Consider the following 20800-nt stretch of genomic DNA (forward strand, 5'->3'; position numbering starts at 1 on the left):
GACGGCGCGCGATTATGCCTGAACTCATTCGTTGGCGTTGATCATGCTGCGGATTTTTGTCGCCAGCAGCTCGATGGAAAACGGCTTGGCCACCATGTCCATGCCGTCTTCGAGGAAGCCCTGGCGCTCGGCGGCTTTTTCCGCATAACCGGTCATGAACAGTACCTTCAGCCCCGGCCGGTGCTGGCGGGCGATTTCCGCAAGCTGCCGGCCATTCATGCCTGGCAGGCCGACGTCAGTCACCAGCAGGTCCACGCGCAGATCCGACTCCAGCAGCGGCAGTGCGGCCCGAGCGTCGCCCGCCTGGTGCGCCGTGTAGCCCAGTTCATCGAGCACATTGACCACCAGCATGCGCACTGCCGGGTCATCTTCGACCACCACCACGGCTTCACCGGCCAGGGCCACCGGCGCTTCACTGTGGCTGGCGGGCAAGCTGCTTTCCAGGGAGGTGCCGTGCAGGCGCGGCAAATACAGGCGCACGCAGGTGCCCTGGCCCGGTTCGCTGTGGATGGTCACATGCCCACCGGACTGCTGGGCAAAGCCGTAGATCATTGACAGCCCTAGACCCGTGCCCTGGCCGATGGGTTTGGTGGTGAAGAACGGGTCGAACGCCTTGGCGAGGATTTTCGGGGCCATGCCGGTGCCGTTGTCGCACACGCCGAGCATCACGTAGTCACCGGCCTTGACCGGTTCCAGGGTGGTGATGTCGGTGCCGTCCAGGTAACTGTTGGCGGTTTCGATCAGCAGTTCACCGCCATCGGGCATCGCGTCGCGGGCGTTGATCACCAGGTTGAGCAGGGCGTTTTCCAGTTGGCTGGCGTCGGTGTTCACCGGCCAGATGTCATGGCCGAGCTGCACCTTGAGGCTGATATGCGCGCCTTTGGTACGGCGGAACAACTCTTCAAGAGAGGCCACCAACTGGTTGGGGTCGAGCGGGCGGCGGTCCAGCGACTGACGCCGCGAGAACGCCAGCAAGCGGTGGGTGAGGGCGGCCGCACGGTGGGCGGAGGACACGGCGGCATCAGTGAAGCGCCCGATCTCGTCACTGCGCCCGGCGGCGATGTAGCGCTGCATCAGGTCCAGGCTGCCGATGATGCCGGTGAGCATGTTGTTGAAGTCATGGGCGATGCCGCCGGTGAGCTGGCCCACGGCTTCCATCTTCTGTGCGTGGCGCAATGCATCTTCGGCGCGTTCGCGTTCGAACATCTCGTTCTGCAGGCGCTGGTTGGCCTCGGCCAGCGCCTGGGTACGCTGGGCCACACGTTCTTCGAGGTTTTCATTGAGGTGACGCAGGGCTTCTTCGGTGAGCTTGCGTTCGGTTTCATCGATTACAAAGATGTAGAAACCATTCACCGAACCGTCATTGCTGAAGCGTGGCAGGTACTTCATCAGGGCATGGCGTGGTCGACCATCCTGGTGCGGCGTAATGGTCATGAAGCTGCAGGCCTTGCCCTTGAGCGCAGCGGCGATCTTGTCTTCACGCCCGGCGTACACCTCGTCGCCGAGCACTTCGCGAATGGTCTTGCCGTACAGTTCCTGGGGCGTCATGCCGTACCACTCCAGGTACGCACTGTTGTTCAGGCGAAAGCGCTGTTCATGGTCGACATAACCGATCAGTACCGGCATGGCGTTGATGATCAACTGCAGTTCGGTCTGGCTTTGGCGCAACGCCTGCTCGGTGTGTTTACGCTCGGTCAGGTCCAGCGCGGCGCCGAGGAAGCGCGCCGGGCGGCCTTGATGGTCCTTGTAGCAGCGCCCGCGGGCAAACACCCAGCGCAGTTGGCCATCGGCTTGCAGCAGGCGGTATTCCTCGGCGTATTCGGTGCCGAAAGTGATGCAATGCTTGATGCTGCGCGCCACCATGCCACGGTCATCCGGGTGCACGCCTTGCAGGTAGGCGCTGATCGGCAACCGGCTTGCATCGCTGGGGTCGACACCGTGCAGGTAGGCGAAGTGCGTGTCGGCGATAAAACGGTCTTCGCCAATGTCCCAGTCCCAGGTGCCGACGGCGTCGGTGGCCGCCAGTGCCAGTTGCAGGCGTTGCTCGGTGTTGTGCTGGGCCTTGCGCCGTTCGTTGGTTTCGATGGCGGTGACCAGGATGCCGGCCACGCTGCCGGTTTCATCGCGGATCGGGCTGTAGGTGAGGTCCAGCCAGATTTCCGTGTCGCGATTGTGGCGTTGCAGTACGAAGCGCTGCTCGCTGAAGGTGCGCACCTGGCCGCTGAGCACGGCGTCGTAGATCGGCGCGGTAAAGCTCTCAAGCTCCGGCCAGGTCTGGTGCGCCGGCTGGCCCATGGCCTCGGGGTGCTTGTTGCCCGCCAGTTGGGCGAAACCGTCGTTGTAGAGTTGCGTGAGCTGGTTGCCCCACAGCAGGAGCATCGGCATCGGCGAGTGCACGACGATATCGACCGCCGTGCGCAGGCTTTGCGGCCAATCTTTGGCCTCACCGAGAGGGCTTTGCGCCCAGTCCAGCCGCGCAATCAATGCGGCGGCTTCGCTGCCGGCGGATGTTCCAATCATGAAAAAGCCCTGAGCGTAACGCTTTGAAAAATGACAACACCCATTATCCCGTCAGTCGGCGATGGGTGACTACCCCCGAAAAATAGCATGCATTGGGGGTTTGTCTTCAAATGAGTACGTCAGCGCTGAAACCTTTCATCCTTGCGCCAGTTCCGGGCGATTGCGGAACTGATCAAGGGCCTGGGGGTTGGCCAGGGCATCGGTGTTCTTCACTGGCTCGCCGTGCACCACATTGCGCACTGCCAATTCGACGATCTTGCCGCTGATGGTGCGGGGGATATCGGTGACAGCGAGGATCTTCGCCGGCACATGGCGCGGTGTGGTGTTGGCACGGATCACCTGGCGGATCTGCTGTTCGAGGTATTCGTCCAGTTCGATACCGTCATTGAGGCGCACGAACAGCACCACGCGCACGTCGTCCTGCCAGCGTTGGCCGATGGCCAGGCTTTCCAGCACTTGTGGGACTTTTTCCACCTGGCGGTAGATCTCGGCAGTGCCGATACGCACACCGCCGGGGTTGAGCACGGCGTCGGAGCGCCCGTGGATCAGCAGGCTGCCATTCGGGCGTTGCTCGGCATAGTCACCCTGGGCCCACACGCCGGGAAACTGGCTGAAATACGAGGCGCGCAGCTTCTGGCGGTCCGGGTCGTTCCACAGGCCGATGGGCATCGCCGGGAAGTGCCGCGTGCACACCAGCTCGCCTTTTTCGCCGACCAGCGGCCGGCCCTGGTCGTCCCAGACTTCTATAGCCATCGCCAGGCTCTTGCACTGCATTTCACCGCGCCGTACCGGCAGCACCGGGTTGCCGATCACAAAGCAGGAGACGATATCGGTGCCGCCGGACATGGACGATAGGCATAGCTCATCCTTGATCTCGCGGTACACGTAGTCGTAGCTCTGCGGTGACAGCGGCGAACCGGTGGAAATCAGCCCTTTGAGGCTGCCCAGGTCGTGGCTCAAGCGCGGCCGCAATCCGGCCTTTTCCAACGTGGCGAGAAACTTGGGGCTGGTGCCGAACACGCTGATTTTTTCCGCATCGATCAGGTCGATCAAGCGCTCGGGGCCGGGGTGAAACGGTGAGCCGTCATACAGCACCGCCGTGGCGCCGAGGGCCAAGACCGACACCAGCCAGTTCCACATCATCCAGCCGCAGGTGGTGTAGTAGAACAGGCAGTCCTCGCGGGACAGGTCGGCGTGCAGGCCGTGTTCCTTGAGGTGGGTGAGCAACACGCCACCGGTGCCGTGGATGATGCACTTGGGCACGCCGGTGGTGCCACTGGAGTAGAGGATGTACAGCGGATGATCGAACGGTACCGCGACGAATTCAGGCTCGCCGCCGGGTTGGTAGACGTCTTGCCACAGCGCGACGCGGGCGTGGGTCTGATAGTCCTCGATCCTGGCCTGGGGGCGCGCATACGGCACGATGATCAACTGCTCCAAGGACGGCAGGCGCGCGAGAATTTCATTGAGTTTGGTGGTCTGGTCGATGTCTTTGCCAGCATAGCGGTAGCCGGCGCAGGTGATAAGCACCTTGGGTTCGATCTGGCCGAAGCGGTCGATCACGCCCTGGGTGCCGAAGTCCGGTGATGAGCACGACCAGATCGCCCCGAGGCTGGTGGTGGCGAGCATGCCCACCAGGGTTTGCCAGGTGTTGGGCATGCACGCGGCGACGCGGTCGCCCTGGGTCACGCCGGCAGCGCGCAGGCTGCGTTGCAGGCCGGCGACGTGGGCGGCCAGCTCGGCATAGGTCAGTTGCTCGCGCTGGCCGTCTTCTGCGATAGCCACCACGGCGACGTGATCATCACGCCGGCGCAGCAGGTGTTCGGCAAAATTCAGCGTCGCGCCGGGAAACCAGTGGGCGCTGGGCATCTCGGCGTCTTCGATCAGCACCGCGGTGGGCGGGCTGCGCAACTGCACGTCGAAATAGTCAACGATCGCCCGCCAGAAATCCGGGCGTTGGTCGATGCTCCACTGGTGCAGCGCCGGGTAGTCGCCAAGCTGCACGCTGTAACGCTTGTTGATGTGGCGCCGGAACTGGTCCATGCGCGTGTTGGCGATGCGTTCCGGGGAGGGTTGCCAGAGAATGTCGGACATCAGCAAGGTCTCTTGTTCTTATCTAGGTCTTCCACACAATACAGTTCAAATGTGGGAGGGGGCTTGCCCCCGATGAGGGAGTGCCAATTGATACATGGGGTGACTGACCCACCGCTATCGGGGGCAAGCCCCCTCCCACATTTTGAACGCCAGTGTCCGCTGTTACTGGGCCAGCCAGCCGCCGTCGATATTCCATGCGGCACCGCGTACCTGGCTGCCGGCTTCGCTGCACAAGAACAGCACCAGCTCACCCAACTGCGGCGGCGTCACAAACTCCAGCGACGGCTGCTTCTCCGCCAGCAGGTCGTGCTGCGCCTGCTGCGGGTCGACGCCAGTGGCGGCGCGATCATCGATCTGCTTCTGCACCAGCGGCGTCAGCACCCAGCCCGGGCAGATGGCGTTGCAGGTGACATTGCTGGTGGCGGTTTCCAGGCCGACCACCTTGGTCAACCCGATCACGCCATGCTTGGCCGCCACATACGCAGCCTTGCCCACCGAACCCACCTGGCCATGCACCGAGGCGATGTTGACGATACGCCCCCAGCCCTTGGCCTTCATGCCCGGCAGGCTCAAGCGCGTGCTGTGGAACACCGAGGACAGGTTGATCGCGATGATCGAGTCCCAGCGCTCGACGGGGAAGTCTTCCACCGCCGCCACGTGCTGGATACCGGCGTTGTTGACCAGGATGTCGACGCCGCCGAATTCACGCTCGGCGTAGGCGAGCATGTCGGCGATCTGCGCCGGGTCGCTGACGTCGGCCGGGTGGTGGCCGACCTTGCCGCCGAACGCCTGTACCTGGGTGATCACCGCGCTGGCGTCGCCGAAGCCATTGAGGATCAGGTTGGCGCCAGCCTTGGCCAGGCTCAGGGCGATGCCCAGGCCGATGCCGCTGGTGGAGCCGGTGACCAGGGCGGTCTTGCCGTTCAATGTCGTCATGCAAACCTCACACAATGCCGGTGGCGTAGAAAGTACCGATCACCACGAACACCGCGAGGGTCTTGATGATCGTGATACCGAAAATGTCCTTGTAGGCTTCGCGGTGCGTCAGGCCGGTGACCGCCAGCAGCGTGATCACCGCGCCGTTGTGGGGCAGGGTGTCCATGCCGCCGCTGGCCATGGCCGCGACGCGGTGCAGCACTTCAAGGGGGATATTGGCCGCATGGGCCGCCGAAATAAAGCTTTCGGACATGGCCGCGAGGGCGATGCTCATGCCGCCCGACGCGGAGCCGGTGATACCGGCCAGCAGGGTCACGGTGATCGCTTCATTGACCAGCGGGTTGGGAATGCTCTTGAGCCAGTCAGCCAGCACCAGAAAGCCCGGCAGCGAGGCGATCACGGCACCAAAACCATATTCCGAGGCGGTATTCATCGCCGCCAGCAGCGCACCGCTGACCGCACTTTTGCTGCCTTCGGCCAGCTTGCTCTTGATCGCCGAGAAGCCGAACACCAGCACCACGATAATCCCCACCAGCAACGCCGCCTGTACCGCCCAGATCGCGGTGAGCTTGGCGATTTCGGTGGTCACCGGCGTGCTCATGCCCGGCAGGCTGAGGCTGTGGGTCTTGCCGTACCACTGCGGGATCCAGTGAGTGAACAGCAGGTTCATCACGCCCACCAGGATCAGCGGCGACAGCGCGATCCAGGGGTTGGGCAGGGTCAGGTTCTCGGCGGTTTCCGGCTCGTTGCGCAGCTCCGTGCCATAGCCTTCACCGGCAAGTTGCGCCTTGTTGCGCTGGCGCGCCAGGTAGAGCATGCCGGCGCAGAACACGAAAATCGTGCCGATCAAGCCCAGCCACGGCGCGGCCCAGGCGGTGGTGTTGAAGAAGGTGCTGGGGATGATGTTCTGGATCTGCGGCGTGCCGGGCAAGGCGTCCATGGTGAACGAGAACGCGCCGAGGGCGATGGTCGCCGGGATCAGGCGCTTGGGGATATTGCTCTGGCGGAACATCTCCGCTGCAAATGGATACACCGCAAACACCACCACGAACAGCGACACGCCGCCGTAGGTGAGCAGGGCGCAGACCAGCACGATTACCAGCATCGCCTGGCGTGTGCCAAGCAAACGAATGGCCGCGGCCACGATAGAGCGCGAAAAGCCTGACAGCTCGATCAGCTTGCCGAACACCGCGCCCAGCAGGAACACCGGGAAATACAGTTTGATAAAACCGACCATTTTCTCCATGAACACCCCGGTAAACGCAGGGGCGACGGCGGACGGGTCGGTGAGCAGGACAGCGCCGAGGGCGGCAATGGGGGCAAACAGGATAACGCTATAGCCACGGTAGGCAGCCAGCATCAGCAGCGCGAGGGCTGCCAGGGCAATGATCACACTCATGGTGTGTCTCCATCGGATTGTTATTTTTGTGGGGTGTTGCTTTAGGAGAGGGCTATAGCGAGATATGTGCCATGTTCTTAACTTATTGAAATTTATGAATAATTTATAGGTTGTGGTTGGATGTTCCGAATATTGTCTCTATTTTGAGACAAATGATAAACCAATGTGGGAGGGGGCTTGCCCCCCATAGCGGTACTTCAGTCACCTATGAGTTGACTGACACACTGCCATCGGGGGCAAGCCCCCTCTCACATTGGGTTATCTCTATATTGAGAGCTGCGTCTCCATTTTGAGATCAGTCGATGCCCAACGCCACCATCTTCTTGTACAGCGTCGACCGCCCAAGCCCCAGTCGCTTGGCCGCTTCCACCACATTCCCCTCGCACGCGCTCAATGCCGCCGCGATGATCTGCCGATCAAACCGCTCCCGCGCCGCACTGAAGCTTTCACCCTCGACCGTCGCGACGGCACTGCCACGCGCCACGGGGGTGAAGGTGCCGATCGCGGCGCGAATCTCCCCGGCATTCAACACAAGGTCATCACTCAACAACGCCGCCCGCTCAAGTACGTTGCGCAGTTCGCGGATATTCCCTGGCCACGCATGCTGGGCCAGCAACGCCAGGGCTTCACGGTCCAGCTCATGCTGGCTGCGCAGTTCCTCCAGAATCGCCTCGCTCAACGCCGGAATATCTTCAAGCCGCTCACGCAACGGCGGCACCTGGATCGGCAGCACATTCAGCCTGTAATACAAATCCGCGCGGAATTCGCCGCGCTTGATCGCCGCCTCCAGGTCCATGGACGTGGCGGCGATCACCCGTACATCGCTGTGCAGCATCTCGTTGGAACCGACCGGTTCGAATTCCTTTTCCTGCAACACCCGCAGCAGTTTGCTTTGCAAGGGCAGGGGCATGTCGCCGATTTCGTCGAGGAACAGCGTGCCGCCCTGGGCAATCTGGAATTTACCGGGGCGGCCTTTGCGGTCGGCGCCGGTAAACGCGCCCGGTGCGGTGCCGAAGAACTCGGCTTCGAGCAGGTCAGCCGGAATCGCCGCGCTGTTGACGCTGACAAACGCCTTGTGCGCACGGGTGGAGGCGCCGTGAATCGCCTGGGCCAACAACTCCTTGCCGGTACCGGTTTCGCCCAGCAGCAACACCGGCGATTCAGCGCTGGCACTGCGCCGCGCGCGGCGTTTCACTTCGAGGCTGGCGGCGCTGGTGCCGATAAAATGCGCGAAGTTGTATTTGCTCTGCCGCGAACGCAGCAGGGAGCGCGTCGACGCCAACTCCTGCTGCATGCTCAGGTAGCGTTCGATCAGCGGCGACAGGTTGCGCAGCTCATCAAACAAGGCAAAGCCGATCGCACCGATCACCGCGCCGGCGTCGTTGTGGATCGGCAAGCGCATCACCACCAACGGGCCTTTGGGCGTGTCCTGGATGTCCAGCAATATGGGCTGGTCATTGCGTACCACCTGGCGCAGCAAGCTGTTGGAAATCACCTGCTCGCACGGCTGGCCGATGGCTTCGTCGGCGCTTTTGAGGCCAAAACGCCTGGCGTAGCGCTCGTTCATCCACACGATATTTGCGTCGCGGTCGACAATCACCGTGCCTTCGCTGGACTGCTCGATGATCTCGAACAGCGACTGGATGGCCAGGCCGCGAACCTGTTGGTAATCCGTCAGGCTGGTACTCATGACGACAGCCCGCAGGCGGCCGCCAGCAATTCCTTGGTGTACGGATGCTGCGGAGCATCAAACACCTGATGGCTCACGCCGGCCTCCACCACCTTGCCGTCCTTGACCACAATCATGTCGTGGGCCATCGCACGCACCACCGCCAGGTCATGGCTGATAAACAGGTAGGTCAGGCCGTATTTCTCCTGCAACTCACGCAGCAACGCCACCACTTGTTTCTGCACAGTGCGGTCGAGGGCTGAGGTCGGTTCGTCGAGCAACATCAGCGCCGGTTTGAGCACCAGGGCGCGGGCGATGGCGATGCGTTGGCGCTGGCCGCCGGAAAATTCGTGGGGGTAGCGATGGCGGCTGGCGGGATCGAGGCCCACGTCCTTGAGCACCTGCACCACCTGCGCGTCGCGGTCGGCCAGGCTGCACGGTGCGTGAACCTCCAGGCCTTCGCTGATGATCTGCTCCACGGTCATGCGTGGGCTGAGGCTGCCGTAAGGGTCCTGGAACACCACCTGCATTTGCTTGCGCCACGGGCGCATCTGCTGGTGGTTCAGCGGGTCGAGGGCTTCACCCTGGAAGCGGATGCTGCCGCTGGAGTCCAGCAGGCGCAGGATCGCCTGGCCCAGGGTGGACTTGCCCGAGCCGGACTCGCCGACAATCCCCAGGGTCTTGCCGCGCTGCACGCTCAGGCTGATGCCATCCACCGCACGTAAATACGTTTTGCGCCGGTACAACCCGCCGCCAAGGGGGAATTGCACGGTCAGGTCATCCACCTGCAACACCGTCTCGCGTGCATCGCTGCACAGTGCATCGCCGGCCGGTTCTGCATCCAGCAGCAGGCGGCTGTAGGGGTGTTGAGGCGCGTTGAACAGTGTCTGGCAGTCGGCCTGCTCGACGATTTCACCGGCACGCATCACACACACGCGCTGGGCAATGCTGCGCACCAGGTTGAGGTCGTGGCTGATCAGCAGCAGGGACATGCCCAGACGTTGTTGCAAGGACTTGAGCAGCAGCAGGATCTTGCGCTGCACGGTTACGTCCAGCGCTGTGGTGGGTTCGTCGGCGATCAGCAGTTCCGGCTCGCAGGCCAGGGCCATGGCGATCATCACCCGCTGGCGCTGGCCACCGGAGAGCTGGTGCGGATAGGCTTTGAGCCGCTCCTGAGGCTTCTGGATGCCCACCAGTTCGAGCAATTCGAGGATGCGCGCCTGCGCCGCCTTGCCGCCCAAGCCCTTGTGCAGCAGCAGGGTTTCGCCGATCTGCTTTTCGATGCTGTGCAGCGGGTTGAGCGAGGTCATTGGCTCCTGGAAGATCATGGCAATGCGGTTGCCGCGCAGCTTCTGCAAATTGGCGGTCGAAGCGCCGACCAGTTCCTGGCCACGGTACTTGATGGAACCGGTGGTTTTAGTGCCGGCCTCGGGCAGCAGTTGCAGGATCGAGTGGGCCGTCACCGACTTGCCCGAGCCCGACTCGCCTACCAGTGCCAGGCACTCGCCGGGGCGCACATCCAGGCACAGGTTGCGCACCACGGTCTGGCCGCTGAACGCGACGCTGAGGTCGCGGATTTCGATCAGGTTCATAGGCAGTCACTCATGAGCGTGGGTCGAAGGCATCACGCAATGCCTCGCCGATAAAGACCAGCAGCGACAGGATCAGCGCCAGGGTGAAAAACGCGGTCAGGCCCAGCCACGGCGCTTGCAGGTTCTGCTTGCCCTGAGCGATTAGCTCACCCAGCGACGCGCTGCCTGCCGGCATGCCGAAACCGAGGAAATCCAGGGCGCTCAGCGTAGAAATCGCACCGGTCAGGATAAACGGCAGGTAACTCAAGGTCGCCGTCATGGCGTTGGGCAGGATATGCCGGCGGATGATCTTGCCATCGCCCAGGCCCAGGGCCCGTGCGGCCTTGACGTATTCCAGGTTGCGCCCGCGCAGGAACTCGGCGCGCACCACGTCCACCAGGGCCAGCCAGGAAAACAGCGCCATGATCCCCAGCAGCCACCAGAAATTCGGCTCTACGAAACCCGACAGGATGATCAGCAGGTACAGCACCGGCAACCCGGACCACACTTCCAGCACACGCTGGCCGATCAGGTCCACCCAGCCGCCGTAATAGCCCTGCAACGCACCGGCGGCAATACCGATGGCCGCGCTGATCGCGGTGAGCGCCAGGGCAAACAGGATCGACACGCGCGCGCCAAAGATCACCCGCGCCAGCACATCCCGCGACTGGTCATCGGTGCCCAGCCAGTTCACCGCCGAGGGCGGGCTGGGGGCAGGGCGGGTCAGCTCGTAGTTGGGCGTGTCGTCGCTGAACGGAATCGGCGGGAACAGCATCCAGCCGCCGTCCTGCTCGATCAGCTTTCGCACGTAGTCACTGCGGTAATCGGCCTGGAACGGCAACTGGCCGCCGAACTGTTGCTCGGTGTAGCGCTTGAACACCGGGAAATACAGCTCGTTCTTGAAACTCAGCACCAAGGGTTTGTCATTGGCGATCAACTCGCCGCCCAGTGTCAGGATAAACAGACCGATAAACAGCCACAGCGACCACCAGCCGCGACGGTTTTTCTTGAACCGCTCGAAACGCCGACGCGCCACGGGAGACAGATTAAGCATCAGGCGTTCCTCGCGGCGAAGTCGATACGCGGGTCCACCAGGGTGTAGCAGAGGTCACCGATGAGTTTTATCAAGAGGCCGAACAAGGTGAAGATGAACAGCGAACCGAACACCACCGGGTAGTCCCGGGACACAGCCGCCTCGTAGCTCATGCGGCCCAGGCCGTCGAGGGAGAAGATCACCTCGATCAGCAGCGAACCGGCAAAGAACACGGCAATAAAGGCCTGGGGAATTCCGGAGATCACCAGCAGCATCGCGTTGCGGAACACATGCCCGTAGAGCACGCGTCGTTCGCTCAAGCCTTTGGCGCGGGCAGTCACCACGTACTGGCGCGTGATTTCATTGAGGAACGAGTTTTTGGTGAGGATGGTCAGCGTGGCAAACCCGCCGATCACCAGTGAAGTAACCGGCAATACCAGGTGCCAGAAGTAATCGGCGATCTTGCCCACGGTGCTCAGCTCTTCGAAGTTCTCCGACACCAGTCCGCGTACCGGGAACCAGTTCAGCGAAGTGCCACCGGCAAACACCACGATCAGGAACATCGCGAACAGGAACGCCGGCATGGCATAGCCGATGACAATTGCGGTGCTGCTCCACACATCAAAACTGCTGCCGTGGCGCACTGCCTTGCGGATCCCCAGGGGGATCGATACCAGGTAGGTGATCAGCGTGGCCCACAGGCCGAGGGAAATGGTCACGGGCATTTTTTCCAGGATCAGGTCGATCACCGTCTTGCCGCGAAAGAAGCTGTTGCCGAAGTCCAGTTGGGCGTAGCTCTTGAGCATCAGCCACAGGCGCTCCGGCGCGGGCTTGTCGAAGCCGTACTGTTTCTCGATGTCAGCGATCAGCTTCGGGTCCAGGCCCCGGCTGGCGCGGGAGCCACCGCTGATGCCTTCGCCGGAGGAACCGCCGACGCCACCGCCGCCGATCCCTTGCAGGTGGGCGATGGCTTGCTCCACCGGACCGCCGGGGGCGGCCTGTACGATCACGAAATTCACCAGCAGGATGATCACCAGCGTCGGGATGATCAGCAGCAGGCGTCGCACGATATAGGCAAACATCAGCGCGCACCTCCGCGTTTTTTCAGCTCAGCGTTCATTTGTTCATTCGTCAGCGGCGTGGGGCTGATTTCCCACCAGGTTTCCAGGGCTTCGTCGTTCTTTGCCTCGATGGCCGGGCGGCCGAAACGGTTCCACCACGCGGCGGACGTGCCGGGCGGGTAGTAATTGGGGATCCACAGGTAGTTCCATTGCAGCACCCGGTCCAGCGCGTGGGCGTAGGTGAGCATCTGCGCCTGGGTATCGGCCTTGACCAGGCCCTTGATCAGGCTGTCGACGGCGGGGTCCTTGAGTACTGCGTAGTTGTTGGCGCCTGGATCGTAGGCGGCCGCCGAGCCGAAATAGTTGTACAGCTCCATGCCCGGTGACGTGGTGACGGGGAAACCGATGACGATCATGTCGTAGTCCCTGGCCATGATCCGATTGACGTATTGCGAGGAGTCGATACGGCGGATATTCAGGGTAATACCGATTTGCGCCAGGTTACGTTTGTACGGTAACAACAGACGTTCGAGGCCGTTCTGAGTGTTGAGGAACGTGAATTCCAGTGGTTCGCCTTCGGCGTTCACCAATTTGTCACCCTCTGGTTTCCAGCCGGCTTCCTCCAGCAAGGCCAGGGCTTGCAGCTGCTTGTCGCGGATCACACCGCTGCCGTCAGTGACCGGCGCCTTGAACACCTGGGTGAACACCTCGTCGGGGACCTGGCCGCGCAAGGGTTCAAGAATCGCTAGCTCTTCTTTTGTTGGCGGCTGGCTGGCGGCCAGCGGGCTGTTGGAGAAGTAACTCTGCTGGCGGATGTACATGTTCCGCATCATTTGCCGGTTGGCCCATTCAAAATCCCACAGCATCGCCAGGGCCTGGCGCACGCGGCGGTCCTTGAATATCGGTTTTTGTACGTTGAACACGTAACCCTGGGCCGGTTGCGGCATCTCCCTGGCCAGGTGCGCGCGTTGCAGGCGACCATCATCCAGGGCCGGGCCGTTGTAGCCAATGGAGTACCCAGTGGCGGAAAACTCCCGGTTGAAATCGTAGGCGCCGCCGCGCAATACCTGGCGGGCCACTTCGGTGTCGCCGAAATACTCCAGGCTCAGGTGATCGAAGTTGTACAGGCCGCGGCTGACGGGCAAGTCCTTGCCCCACCAGCTCGCGTCGCGGGTAAAGGTGATGGTGCTGCCGGAGTCGATCTTGCTGACTTTATAGGGGCCGCTGCCCAACGGGGCTTCATAGCCGCCGCCATTGGCAAAGTCACGGGTCTTCCACCAATGCTCAGGGAAGACAGGCAGGGTGGCGATATCCAGGGGCAGTGTGCGGTTTTCATTGCTGGAGAAATCGAAACGCACCTGGCGCTCGCCTTCGACTTCGACGTGCTTGACGTCGGCGAACAGGGTGCGAAAGCGCAAGCTGCCCTGGGTCATCAGCAGGTCGAAGCTGTAGCGCACGTCCTCGGCGGTGATCGGCTTGCCATCGGCAAAGCGCGCCTTGGGGTTGAGGAAAAAGCGTAGCGACAGGCCGTCGTCGGCGCGCTCCATTTTTTCAGCGACCAGGCCGTAGACCGTGTAGGGCTCGTCGAGGGAGCGCTGGGCCAGGGGCGCGTAGAGCCAGCCGTCGACCTGGGACACCCCGATGCCTTTGTCGATATACGGCAACACATGGTCGAAGCGCCCGATCTCGATGGCCGAGCGGCGCAGGCTGCCACCCTTGGGGGCGTTGGGGTTGGCGTAGTCGAAATGGGTAAAGCCGGCAGGGTACTTGGCCGGTTCGCCATACACCGTCAGGTACGGTTGAGGCGCCGCGATCACGGCAGTGCTGGCCAGCAGCAGTGCCAGGGACGAGCTAAAGAAGTAAGAAAAAGCCAATCGCATTGTCAGCCTTGAACGCCGTATGAAGAAGAAAAGGGATTTGTACGCTAACGGCATCAGCGTCGCCAGTCATCACATGCACAACGGCCCACCAAAAGGCGGGCCGTTGTTTATTGCATCAGCACAGGCGGGATCAGTCCTGGCGGCTGGTGACTTCGAGCAGGTGGTAGCCGAACTGGGTTTTTACCGGGCCTTGCACGGTGTTGACCGGGGCGCTGAACACGACGGTGTCGAATTCCTTGACCATCTGGCCCGGACCGAACGAACCCAGGTCACCGCCTTGGCGGCTGGATGGGCAGCTGGAGTTGGCTTTGGCGACTTCTGCGAAATCAGCGCCGCCTTCGATTTGGGCCTTGAGTTCGTTGCACTTGTCTTCAGTGGAAACGAGGATGTGACGGGCGGTGGCTTTGGCCATGGGAAGTAACTCCTTGAATAAAAAAGGTGAGCCTACCGGATTCAGGCGGTTATTTCCCGGCAAAGTTCCGCCGGATTGCCCGAGTGGCTCAGGCACGGGCCATAGCGCCGCTGTGGGTGAGCCATTCGACGAGCTGCGCATGCACTGTCGGGTAGGGTTCAGGCCAGGACGATGTAGTCGTTCTGCTGGATGATCGGCCGATGCGGGCCTTGCACCAGGTGGATATAGCGACCGTCCACCAGGTCGATGGGCAAGCAGTCGTCGATGTCCAGTACTCCATCGGTATGGGCCTGGGACCAGTGACGCAGCATCTGTTGCTTGCCCTTGTTCGTGGCCTCCTGCTTATTGCGGGCGGCCACCAGGAGGTAGTGGTGGGCCTCGCCAAAACTGTTGGCCTCATAACCGCCCAGGTTGATGAAGTACAGGTGGTGTGCGCCGGCTGCAGGGGCCAGGGGGCTGAGTTCGACCTTCCAGCCGTCGACGCCGTCCACCGCCATCCACGAGTCGATATGCACGCCCTTGGGGCTGCCAAACCAATCGGCGCGCAGTTGCGCGTAGGCTGCTTCCAGCGTGTCCGCAACTGCAAACACCACATCGTGCACTTCAATTTTCGCCCGTGGGTGCTTACCCCCGAGCATGACGACAAACAGCATTGCAGAGACTTCCTGGCGACTTGGCAGAGGCTAACCATACTTCGATTGAACCCTTTTGTCCGGCCAATGCCACACTGTTAATTCGCGAACTCATCAGGAGGTTGTCATGCGTACCATTGATCTGGCGGGTGTTCCCGTTCCTGTCATCGGCCAGGGCACCTGGCGCATGGGCGAAAACCCCGACCAGCACCGCGCGGAAGTCGCGGCGTTGCAACTGGGTATCGACGAGGGCATGACCCTCATCGATACCGCCGAAATGTACGGGGAGGGCGGCGCTGAAACGGTGGTCGGCGAGGCCATTCGTGGCCGCCGCGACCAGGTGTTCCTGGTCAGCAAGGTCTACCCGCACAATGCCAGCCACAAGGGCGTGCCCCGTGCCTGTGAGGCCAGCCTCCAGCGCCTGGGCACCGACTACATTGATCTGTATCTGCTGCACTGGCGCGGCCAGTACCCGCTGGAAGAAACGGTCGAAGCCTTCGAACGCCTGCGCGAAGCGGGCAAGATCGGACGTTGGGGCGTCTCCAATTTCGACGTGGCCGACCTGCAGGAACTTGCCTCCCCGGCCTGCGCCACCAACCAGGTGCTCTACAACATCGAAGAACGCGGCATCGAGTTCGACCTGCTGCCCTGGTGGCAACAGCACCACTTGCCCTTGATGGCGTACTGCCCGATCGCCCAGGGCGGCGAACTGCTGTCCAGCCCCACCCTCAAGCAGATCGCCCGCCGTCACGAGGTCACACCCGCCCAGGTCTCCCTGGCCTGGGTGTTGCGCCAGGACGGTGTGATCGCCATCCCCAAGGCCGTTACGCCCGAGCACGTGCGACTCAACGCAGCAGCAGCCAAGCTGGTGTTGGATGAGCACGACCTGGACGCGATCGATCGGGTATTCGGCGCGCCAAAACGCAAGCATCCTTTGGCGATGGTGTAGTTGCCTTACGGAAACGGCGCCTTCCTTGGCGCCGCGCCCGCGTCAAGCCGGTTTAACCCGCAACCGGGCTGCGCCAGTCATCCGACCCGGAAGTACCGGACACTTCGTGAGTCCACACAATCTTGCGATAGGTGAAGTACACATCTTCCAAGTGAGTGAAATGGGCGTTGTCGGGGTCCTGGCAGTTGGGCATGCGTGACTGGATATCCACGATGGTCGCCCCCTCCAGTTCGATGGTGAAGTAATGCTCCTGCGTGCCGGCCGACGAAGTGCGCAGCCATTCCAGCCGGCACTTGACCTCTTCGCCGCTGGTCAAAGCGCTGAAGAGCAGGGGCGAGGACTTATCGAACACTTTGCTGATCATCAGGGGTTTATGCACCCGCTGGCCGGTTGGCTGGCCCGACTGTGGGTCGCGGGGAATGATCACCTGATGAGAAAACGCCTGGACCAGAATCTGGTCCTCATGGCCTTCCTGGTAAATGTTACCTACCGAGTCCTGGGTAAACGTGCCTGCCGTGATCAAACCTTGTTTTACACCGGTAATAGAGAGATACGCGGGTGTTGGCATGACGGGGTTCCTTGTCTGATTGATGAGGTAGTTCCAACCGATAAGTTTTCGGCTGGGCAAATGCCTATAACAAGAAGCGTGCCTGAAAGTGCAGGCGCCAATGGAATCAGGGTGATGCTGTTGTAGTCGGTCGGATATTCAGCGCGATAGGCTGCTACTGGGCTCAATTTCCGTGTATTTGATTGCGCATGGGTGCGCATTTAGTTGCTCATCTTGAAATGTCGATAAATGCTGAAGTTGGATGATTAGTTGAATGGCTATGCAGGGTTAAGTGCGCAAAATCCTGCGCATTCCCGGTGGTAGCTGGGTTTGTAGGAAAAGGACTAAGTGTAATTCCATCGCTTGCTGAATGTTTTGGGCATGACTAAGGTTCGAGGACTTCGCAGGAAAATGCGAACTCAAGATAGCCCACTGTCACGCATTACTTGCGTGGTTAGTTGGTTTGTTTGGTTTTTTAGTTGTGCATGGTGGCAAATGATTTATTCGGATAGCCGGTATGATTATTATCTAGAAGTTGCACGATCACCCTGTCTGCAAACAAGTTTTGCCGGTAGCGACATGCGCTTTTCGAGTGAATATGAAGTGCTGGAGTCCGAGCTGGCCAAGGCACAATCGATTCATGCCGGCAGCCAGCCCGACTGGCACAAGGTGCTGGAAACCAGCGAGAACCTGCTACGCCACCAGTCCAAGGATCTGCGGGTGGCTGTGTGGTTGACCTGGGCGTTGCACCAGCGTGAATCCTACCCGGGGCTGCTGGCGGGGCTCGGGATGTTGCGCTACCTCTGTGAGCATCAGTGGTCGGTGCTCTACCCGGAAAAACCGCGCACCCGCGGTGCCGCATTCGGATGGCTGGTATTGCGCCTTGAGCCGCTGTTCACGCAGGGCCTGGCGCTGCAGAACCAGCAGCCTTTGTTCCGCGCCGTGCTTGAGCACCTGGTGCGTCTGGACGAGCTTTGGGCCGAGCACCTGGGGGATGATGCGCCGCTGCTGTTGCCGGTTCGCAGGCAATTGGCGCAGCGATTGGAGCGGGCAGCGCAGGACGATACCCCGGTGGCGGGGTTGAGCGGGGTTATCGAGCAAGTCAAGCAGGCCGCCAGCCAACTGCGCAAGCCCGAAGCAGCGGTGGAGAGCGAAAAGGACGAGCACAAGGTGCTCCGTACCTTGCAGGAGCAGGCCCGCCCACTCTGTGCCTGGTGGCTGCGCCAGAACGCCACCGACCTGCGCGCGTTGCGTTTGAGCCGGACACTGGCATGGCTGGCACTCGCCAGCTACCCGAATGCCGATAACGAGCAGGTGACCGCATTGCGCGGGCCGGCTCCCGACAAGCTCAAGCGTTATCAGGAGCGCTTTGCACAAGGCCATCACGCAGACCTGGTGCTTGAGCTTGAGGCCAGTCTTGCCGGGGCGATGTTCTGGTTCGATGGTCTGCGCATGCTCTGGGAATGCCTGGAGGTCCTGCAGGCCGACCTGGCCATGACCGAGCTGGAAGTGACCTTCGCGCTGTTGCTGCAACGCTTGCCGGACCTGCCTGCGTTTCGTTTTCACGACGGCGCACCCTTTGCCGACGCAGCCACTCGCGACTGGATCTCCCAGCGGGTTGCCCATCACCTGCACAGGCCTGAATTGCCCGCAGCACTCATTGATGCCCAAGCCGAGCCCTGGGCGATCGCCTTGCAGACGGTGACACAGCGGCTGCGCCAGGACGGGCTCAAGTCTGCCATCCGAGAGCTCAAGCAAGGCATGCAGGCTGCGCGCAGTGATCGCGCACGTTTTCATTGGCGGCTCGCCCAAGCGCGTCTGTGCATACAGGCGGGCAAGCATGAGCTGGCGAAGATCCAGCTCGAACAGCTTGACCACGAACTGCAACGCACGGGCCTGGAGCGCTGGGAGCCAGAGCTGGCCCTGGAAGTGACGCAGCTCCTGCACCGCTGCTGCGACCTGCTGCCACAAAACCATGCCGTGCGCGAACGCAAGGAAGACACCCATCGCAGGCTGTGCCTCTTCGATCTGGAAGCGGTACTTGAATAGGCTTTCGAGCCACTTGAAAAAGGAGAGACACCATGGCCAAAGAAGGTTCGGTAGCCCCCAAGGAACGTATCAATATCACGTTCAAACCCGCCATCGGCGGGGCGCAGGAAGAAGTCGAGCTCCCATTGAAGCTGTTGGTACTGGGCGATTTCACCCAGCGTGAGGACGCGCGCAAGCTTGAAGATCGCAAGCCCATCGCTATCGACAAGAACACCCTGGATGACGTGTTGGCCAAGCAGGCATTGAGCTTGACGTTGAGCGTGCCCAACCGTTTGCAGGAAGAGGCTGGCGTTGACGAGTTGGCCATTCAGGTACGCATCAATGCCATGAAGGATTTCAACCCGGCGAACCTGGTGGAACAGGTGCCCGAGTTACACAAGCTGATGGCGCTGCGTGAGGCACTCATGGCGTTGAAGGGGCCGTTGGGCAACACCCCGAGCTTTCGCAAGGCGATCGAACAAACCCTGGCCGACGATGAGTCCCGCGCACGGGTACTGGCGGAACTTGGGCTGGACAGCCCCGACGCCTGACATTTTTCAGTAAAAGGACACTGACCCCATGACGACACAACAGCATTCGCTGCCGGCACGACCTGCTGATCAGTACAGCATCCTCGATAACATCGTTGCCCAGACATTACTGAGCGCCGACGACGACGCCTATGACATTGCCAAGCGCGGTGTCTCGGCGTTCATCGAAGAGTTGATCAAGCCCCAGAACCGTGGCGAGCCCGTCAAGAAACGCCTGGTCGACCGGATGATCGCCGAGATCGACACCAAGCTCAGCCTGCAGATGGACGAGATACTGCACCATCCCGACTTCCAGGCGCTGGAAGCGTCCTGGAAGGGCTTGCAACTGCTGGTCGATCGCACCAACTTTCGCGAGAACATCAAGATCGAACTCCTGAACGTCTCCAGGCAAGACCTGCTGGAAGATTTTGAAGATTCGCCGGAAGTGACCCAGTCCGGGTTGTACAAACACATCTACAGTGCGGAGTACGGGCAGTTTGGTGGCCAGCCGGTGGGCGCGATTATCGCCAACTACTTCCTGTCTCCCAGCGCCCCCGATGTAAAGCTGATGCAGTACGCCTCCAGTGTGGCCTGCATGGCCCATGCACCATTTATCGCAGCTGCCGGCCCGGCGTTTTTCGGCTTGGAAAGTTTCACCGGTTTACCCGACCTCAAGGACCTGAAGGACCATTTCGAAGGCCCGCAATTTGCCAAATGGCAAAGCTTTCGCCAAAGCGAAGATGCGCGCTACATCGGCTTGACCGTGCCGCGATTCCTGCTGCGTACGCCATATGATCCGCTTGAGTGTCCAGTCAAGACCTTCGCCTATCAGGAAAACGTGGTCAACAGCCACGAGCACTACCTGTGGGGCAACACGGCCTACGCCTTCGCCACGCGCCTGACTGACAGTTTCGCGCGGTTCCGCTGGTGCCCGAACATCATTGGCCCGCAAAGTGGTGGAGCGGTGGAAGACTTGCCGTTGCATCACTTCCAGAGCATGGGGGAAATCGAAACCAAGATCCCCACCGAAGTGTTGGTGTCCGACCGTCGTGAATACGAACTGGCGCAAGAAGGCTTCATCGCCTTGACGATGCGCAAGGGCAGTGACAATGCGGCGTTTTTTTCCGCCAGCTCGGTGCAAAAGCCGAAACACTTCGGGCTCAGCCCCGAGGGCAAGGAAGCCGAGTTGAATTACCGCCTGGGTACCCAGTTGCCGTACATGATGGTGGTCAATCGCCTGGCCCATTACCTCAAGGTCCTTCAGCGTGAGCAATTGGGTTCATGGAAGGAGCGCACTGACCTGGAGCTGGAACTCAATAAATGGATTCGCCAGTACGTCGCCGACCAGGAAAACCCCAGCGCCGAAGTGCGTGGGCGACGGCCCTTGCGGGCGGCACGCATCGTCGTCAGTGATGTCGAGGGTGAGCCCGGCTGGTATCGCGTCAACCTGAGTGTGCGACCGCATTTCAAGTACATGGGCGCTGATTTCACGCTATCCCTCGTCGGCAAGCTCGACAAAGAATGAGCAAGGACCAGGAA

At 61.3% G+C, this 20800-nt stretch carries 16 protein-coding genes; 4 read left to right on the forward strand and 12 right to left on the reverse strand.

Annotation, left to right across the window (positions count from 1 at the left end; all coding sequences use genetic code 11):
- Positions 1-24: 24 nt before the first annotated feature.
- The 11 genes from M2497_RS14235 to M2497_RS14285 form a co-directional block, all read right to left on the reverse strand.
- The gene (locus M2497_RS14235; RefSeq protein ID WP_248488050.1) at positions 25-2520 is read right to left on the reverse strand and encodes a PAS domain-containing sensor histidine kinase; all 2496 of its coding nucleotides are present in this window, start codon (positions 2518-2520) and stop codon (positions 25-27) included.
- Positions 2521-2655: 135 nt separating this feature from the next.
- Positions 2656-4614, reverse strand: coding sequence for an acetoacetate--CoA ligase (locus tag M2497_RS14240; protein WP_248488051.1), 1959 nt, complete (start codon positions 4612-4614; stop codon positions 2656-2658).
- Positions 4615-4776: 162 nt separating this feature from the next.
- Entirely contained in the window at positions 4777-5550 is a 774-nt protein-coding gene (locus tag M2497_RS14245; protein WP_248488052.1) for a 3-hydroxybutyrate dehydrogenase, read from the reverse strand.
- Between the two features lie 7 nt (positions 5551-5557).
- Positions 5558-6949 carry a GntP family permease gene (locus tag M2497_RS14250; RefSeq protein ID WP_248488053.1) on the reverse strand — a complete coding sequence of 464 codons (1392 nt, stop codon included), beginning with the start codon at positions 6947-6949 and terminating at the stop codon, positions 5558-5560.
- Positions 6950-7244: 295 nt separating this feature from the next.
- Positions 7245-8639, reverse strand: a complete 1395-nt coding sequence (locus M2497_RS14255) for a sigma 54-interacting transcriptional regulator (protein ID WP_248488054.1) — start codon at positions 8637-8639, stop codon at positions 7245-7247.
- Positions 8636-10210 (reverse strand): ABC transporter ATP-binding protein, encoded by a 1575-nt coding sequence (locus M2497_RS14260; RefSeq protein WP_248488055.1) that lies wholly within the window; start codon positions 10208-10210, stop codon positions 8636-8638. The genes M2497_RS14255 and M2497_RS14260 overlap by 4 nt, the downstream gene beginning before the upstream one ends.
- Positions 10211-10220: 10 nt before the next feature.
- Positions 10221-11243: an ABC transporter permease gene (locus tag M2497_RS14265; protein ID WP_248488056.1), complete on the reverse strand. Its 1023-nt coding sequence runs from the start codon at positions 11241-11243 to the stop codon at positions 10221-10223.
- Complete coding sequence (yejB, locus tag M2497_RS14270) at positions 11243-12304, reverse strand: microcin C ABC transporter permease YejB (protein ID WP_016976573.1); 1062 nt, start codon at positions 12302-12304, stop codon at positions 11243-11245. Before yejB ends, M2497_RS14265 begins: the two co-directional genes overlap by 1 nt.
- The gene (locus M2497_RS14275; protein ID WP_248488057.1) at positions 12304-14163 is read right to left on the reverse strand and encodes an extracellular solute-binding protein; all 1860 of its coding nucleotides are present in this window, start codon (positions 14161-14163) and stop codon (positions 12304-12306) included. The genes yejB and M2497_RS14275 overlap by 1 nt, the downstream gene beginning before the upstream one ends.
- A gap of 130 nt (positions 14164-14293) precedes the next feature.
- The gene (locus M2497_RS14280) at positions 14294-14575 is read right to left on the reverse strand and encodes a peptidylprolyl isomerase (protein WP_003174386.1); all 282 of its coding nucleotides are present in this window, start codon (positions 14573-14575) and stop codon (positions 14294-14296) included.
- A 158-nt stretch (positions 14576-14733) separates the two neighbouring features.
- The gene (locus M2497_RS14285; RefSeq protein WP_248488058.1) at positions 14734-15228 is read right to left on the reverse strand and encodes a DUF1543 domain-containing protein; all 495 of its coding nucleotides are present in this window, start codon (positions 15226-15228) and stop codon (positions 14734-14736) included.
- Between the two features lie 106 nt (positions 15229-15334).
- Here M2497_RS14285 and M2497_RS14290 point away from each other — a divergent pair, with 106 nt between their 5' ends.
- Complete coding sequence (locus M2497_RS14290; RefSeq protein ID WP_102592766.1) at positions 15335-16156, forward strand: aldo/keto reductase; 822 nt, start codon at positions 15335-15337, stop codon at positions 16154-16156.
- A gap of 52 nt (positions 16157-16208) precedes the next feature.
- Here the strand turns inward: M2497_RS14290 and M2497_RS14295 are convergent, their stop codons facing one another.
- Complete coding sequence (locus M2497_RS14295; protein ID WP_025858362.1) at positions 16209-16724, reverse strand: Hcp family type VI secretion system effector; 516 nt, start codon at positions 16722-16724, stop codon at positions 16209-16211.
- A gap of 474 nt (positions 16725-17198) precedes the next feature.
- Here M2497_RS14295 and tssA point away from each other — a divergent pair, with 474 nt between their 5' ends.
- The 3 genes from tssA to tssC are packed head-to-tail and all read left to right on the forward strand — an operon-like array spanning position 17199 to position 20786.
- Positions 17199-18752: a type VI secretion system protein TssA gene (gene tssA / locus M2497_RS14300; protein WP_248488059.1), complete on the forward strand. Its 1554-nt coding sequence runs from the start codon at positions 17199-17201 to the stop codon at positions 18750-18752.
- A gap of 32 nt (positions 18753-18784) precedes the next feature.
- Positions 18785-19282, forward strand: a complete 498-nt coding sequence (gene tssB, locus M2497_RS14305) for a type VI secretion system contractile sheath small subunit (protein WP_248488060.1) — start codon at positions 18785-18787, stop codon at positions 19280-19282.
- 28 nt (positions 19283-19310) lie between these two features.
- Entirely contained in the window at positions 19311-20786 is a 1476-nt protein-coding gene (tssC, locus tag M2497_RS14310) for a type VI secretion system contractile sheath large subunit (RefSeq protein ID WP_179029738.1), read from the forward strand.
- Positions 20787-20800: the final 14 nt, after the last annotated feature.

Origin of the sequence: Pseudomonas sp. CYM-20-01 (assembly GCF_023169845.1) — a bacterium.
GTDB lineage: Bacteria > Pseudomonadota > Gammaproteobacteria > Pseudomonadales > Pseudomonadaceae > Aquipseudomonas > Aquipseudomonas azotoformans.

Bases quoted from the DNA above. Each gene is read 5' to 3' on its own strand.
- yejB (WP_016976573.1), bottom strand. From the start codon at position 12,304: ATGTTTGCCTATATCGTGCGACGCCTGCTGCTGATCATCCCGACGCTG.
- M2497_RS14280 (WP_003174386.1), bottom strand. From the start codon at position 14,575: ATGGCCAAAGCCACCGCCCGTCACATCCTCGTTTCCACTGAAGACAAG.
- M2497_RS14255 (WP_248488054.1), bottom strand. From the start codon at position 8,639: ATGAGTACCAGCCTGACGGATTACCAACAGGTTCGCGGCCTGGCCATC.
- M2497_RS14265 (WP_248488056.1), bottom strand. From the start codon at position 11,243: ATGCTTAATCTGTCTCCCGTGGCGCGTCGGCGTTTCGAGCGGTTCAAG.
- M2497_RS14295 (WP_025858362.1), bottom strand. From the start codon at position 16,724: ATGCCAACACCCGCGTATCTCTCTATTACCGGTGTAAAACAAGGTTTG.
- M2497_RS14240 (WP_248488051.1), bottom strand. From the start codon at position 4,614: ATGTCCGACATTCTCTGGCAACCCTCCCCGGAACGCATCGCCAACACG.
- M2497_RS14290 (WP_102592766.1), top strand. From the start codon at position 15,335: ATGCGTACCATTGATCTGGCGGGTGTTCCCGTTCCTGTCATCGGCCAG.
- M2497_RS14285 (WP_248488058.1), bottom strand. From the start codon at position 15,228: ATGCTGTTTGTCGTCATGCTCGGGGGTAAGCACCCACGGGCGAAAATT.
- tssC (WP_179029738.1), top strand. From the start codon at position 19,311: ATGACGACACAACAGCATTCGCTGCCGGCACGACCTGCTGATCAGTAC.
- M2497_RS14245 (WP_248488052.1), bottom strand. From the start codon at position 5,550: ATGACGACATTGAACGGCAAGACCGCCCTGGTCACCGGCTCCACCAGC.
- tssA (WP_248488059.1), top strand. From the start codon at position 17,199: ATGATTTATTCGGATAGCCGGTATGATTATTATCTAGAAGTTGCACGA.
- M2497_RS14235 (WP_248488050.1), bottom strand. From the start codon at position 2,520: ATGATTGGAACATCCGCCGGCAGCGAAGCCGCCGCATTGATTGCGCGG.
- tssB (WP_248488060.1), top strand. From the start codon at position 18,785: ATGGCCAAAGAAGGTTCGGTAGCCCCCAAGGAACGTATCAATATCACG.
- M2497_RS14250 (WP_248488053.1), bottom strand. From the start codon at position 6,949: ATGAGTGTGATCATTGCCCTGGCAGCCCTCGCGCTGCTGATGCTGGCT.
- M2497_RS14275 (WP_248488057.1), bottom strand. From the start codon at position 14,163: ATGCGATTGGCTTTTTCTTACTTCTTTAGCTCGTCCCTGGCACTGCTG.
- M2497_RS14260 (WP_248488055.1), bottom strand. From the start codon at position 10,210: ATGAACCTGATCGAAATCCGCGACCTCAGCGTCGCGTTCAGCGGCCAG.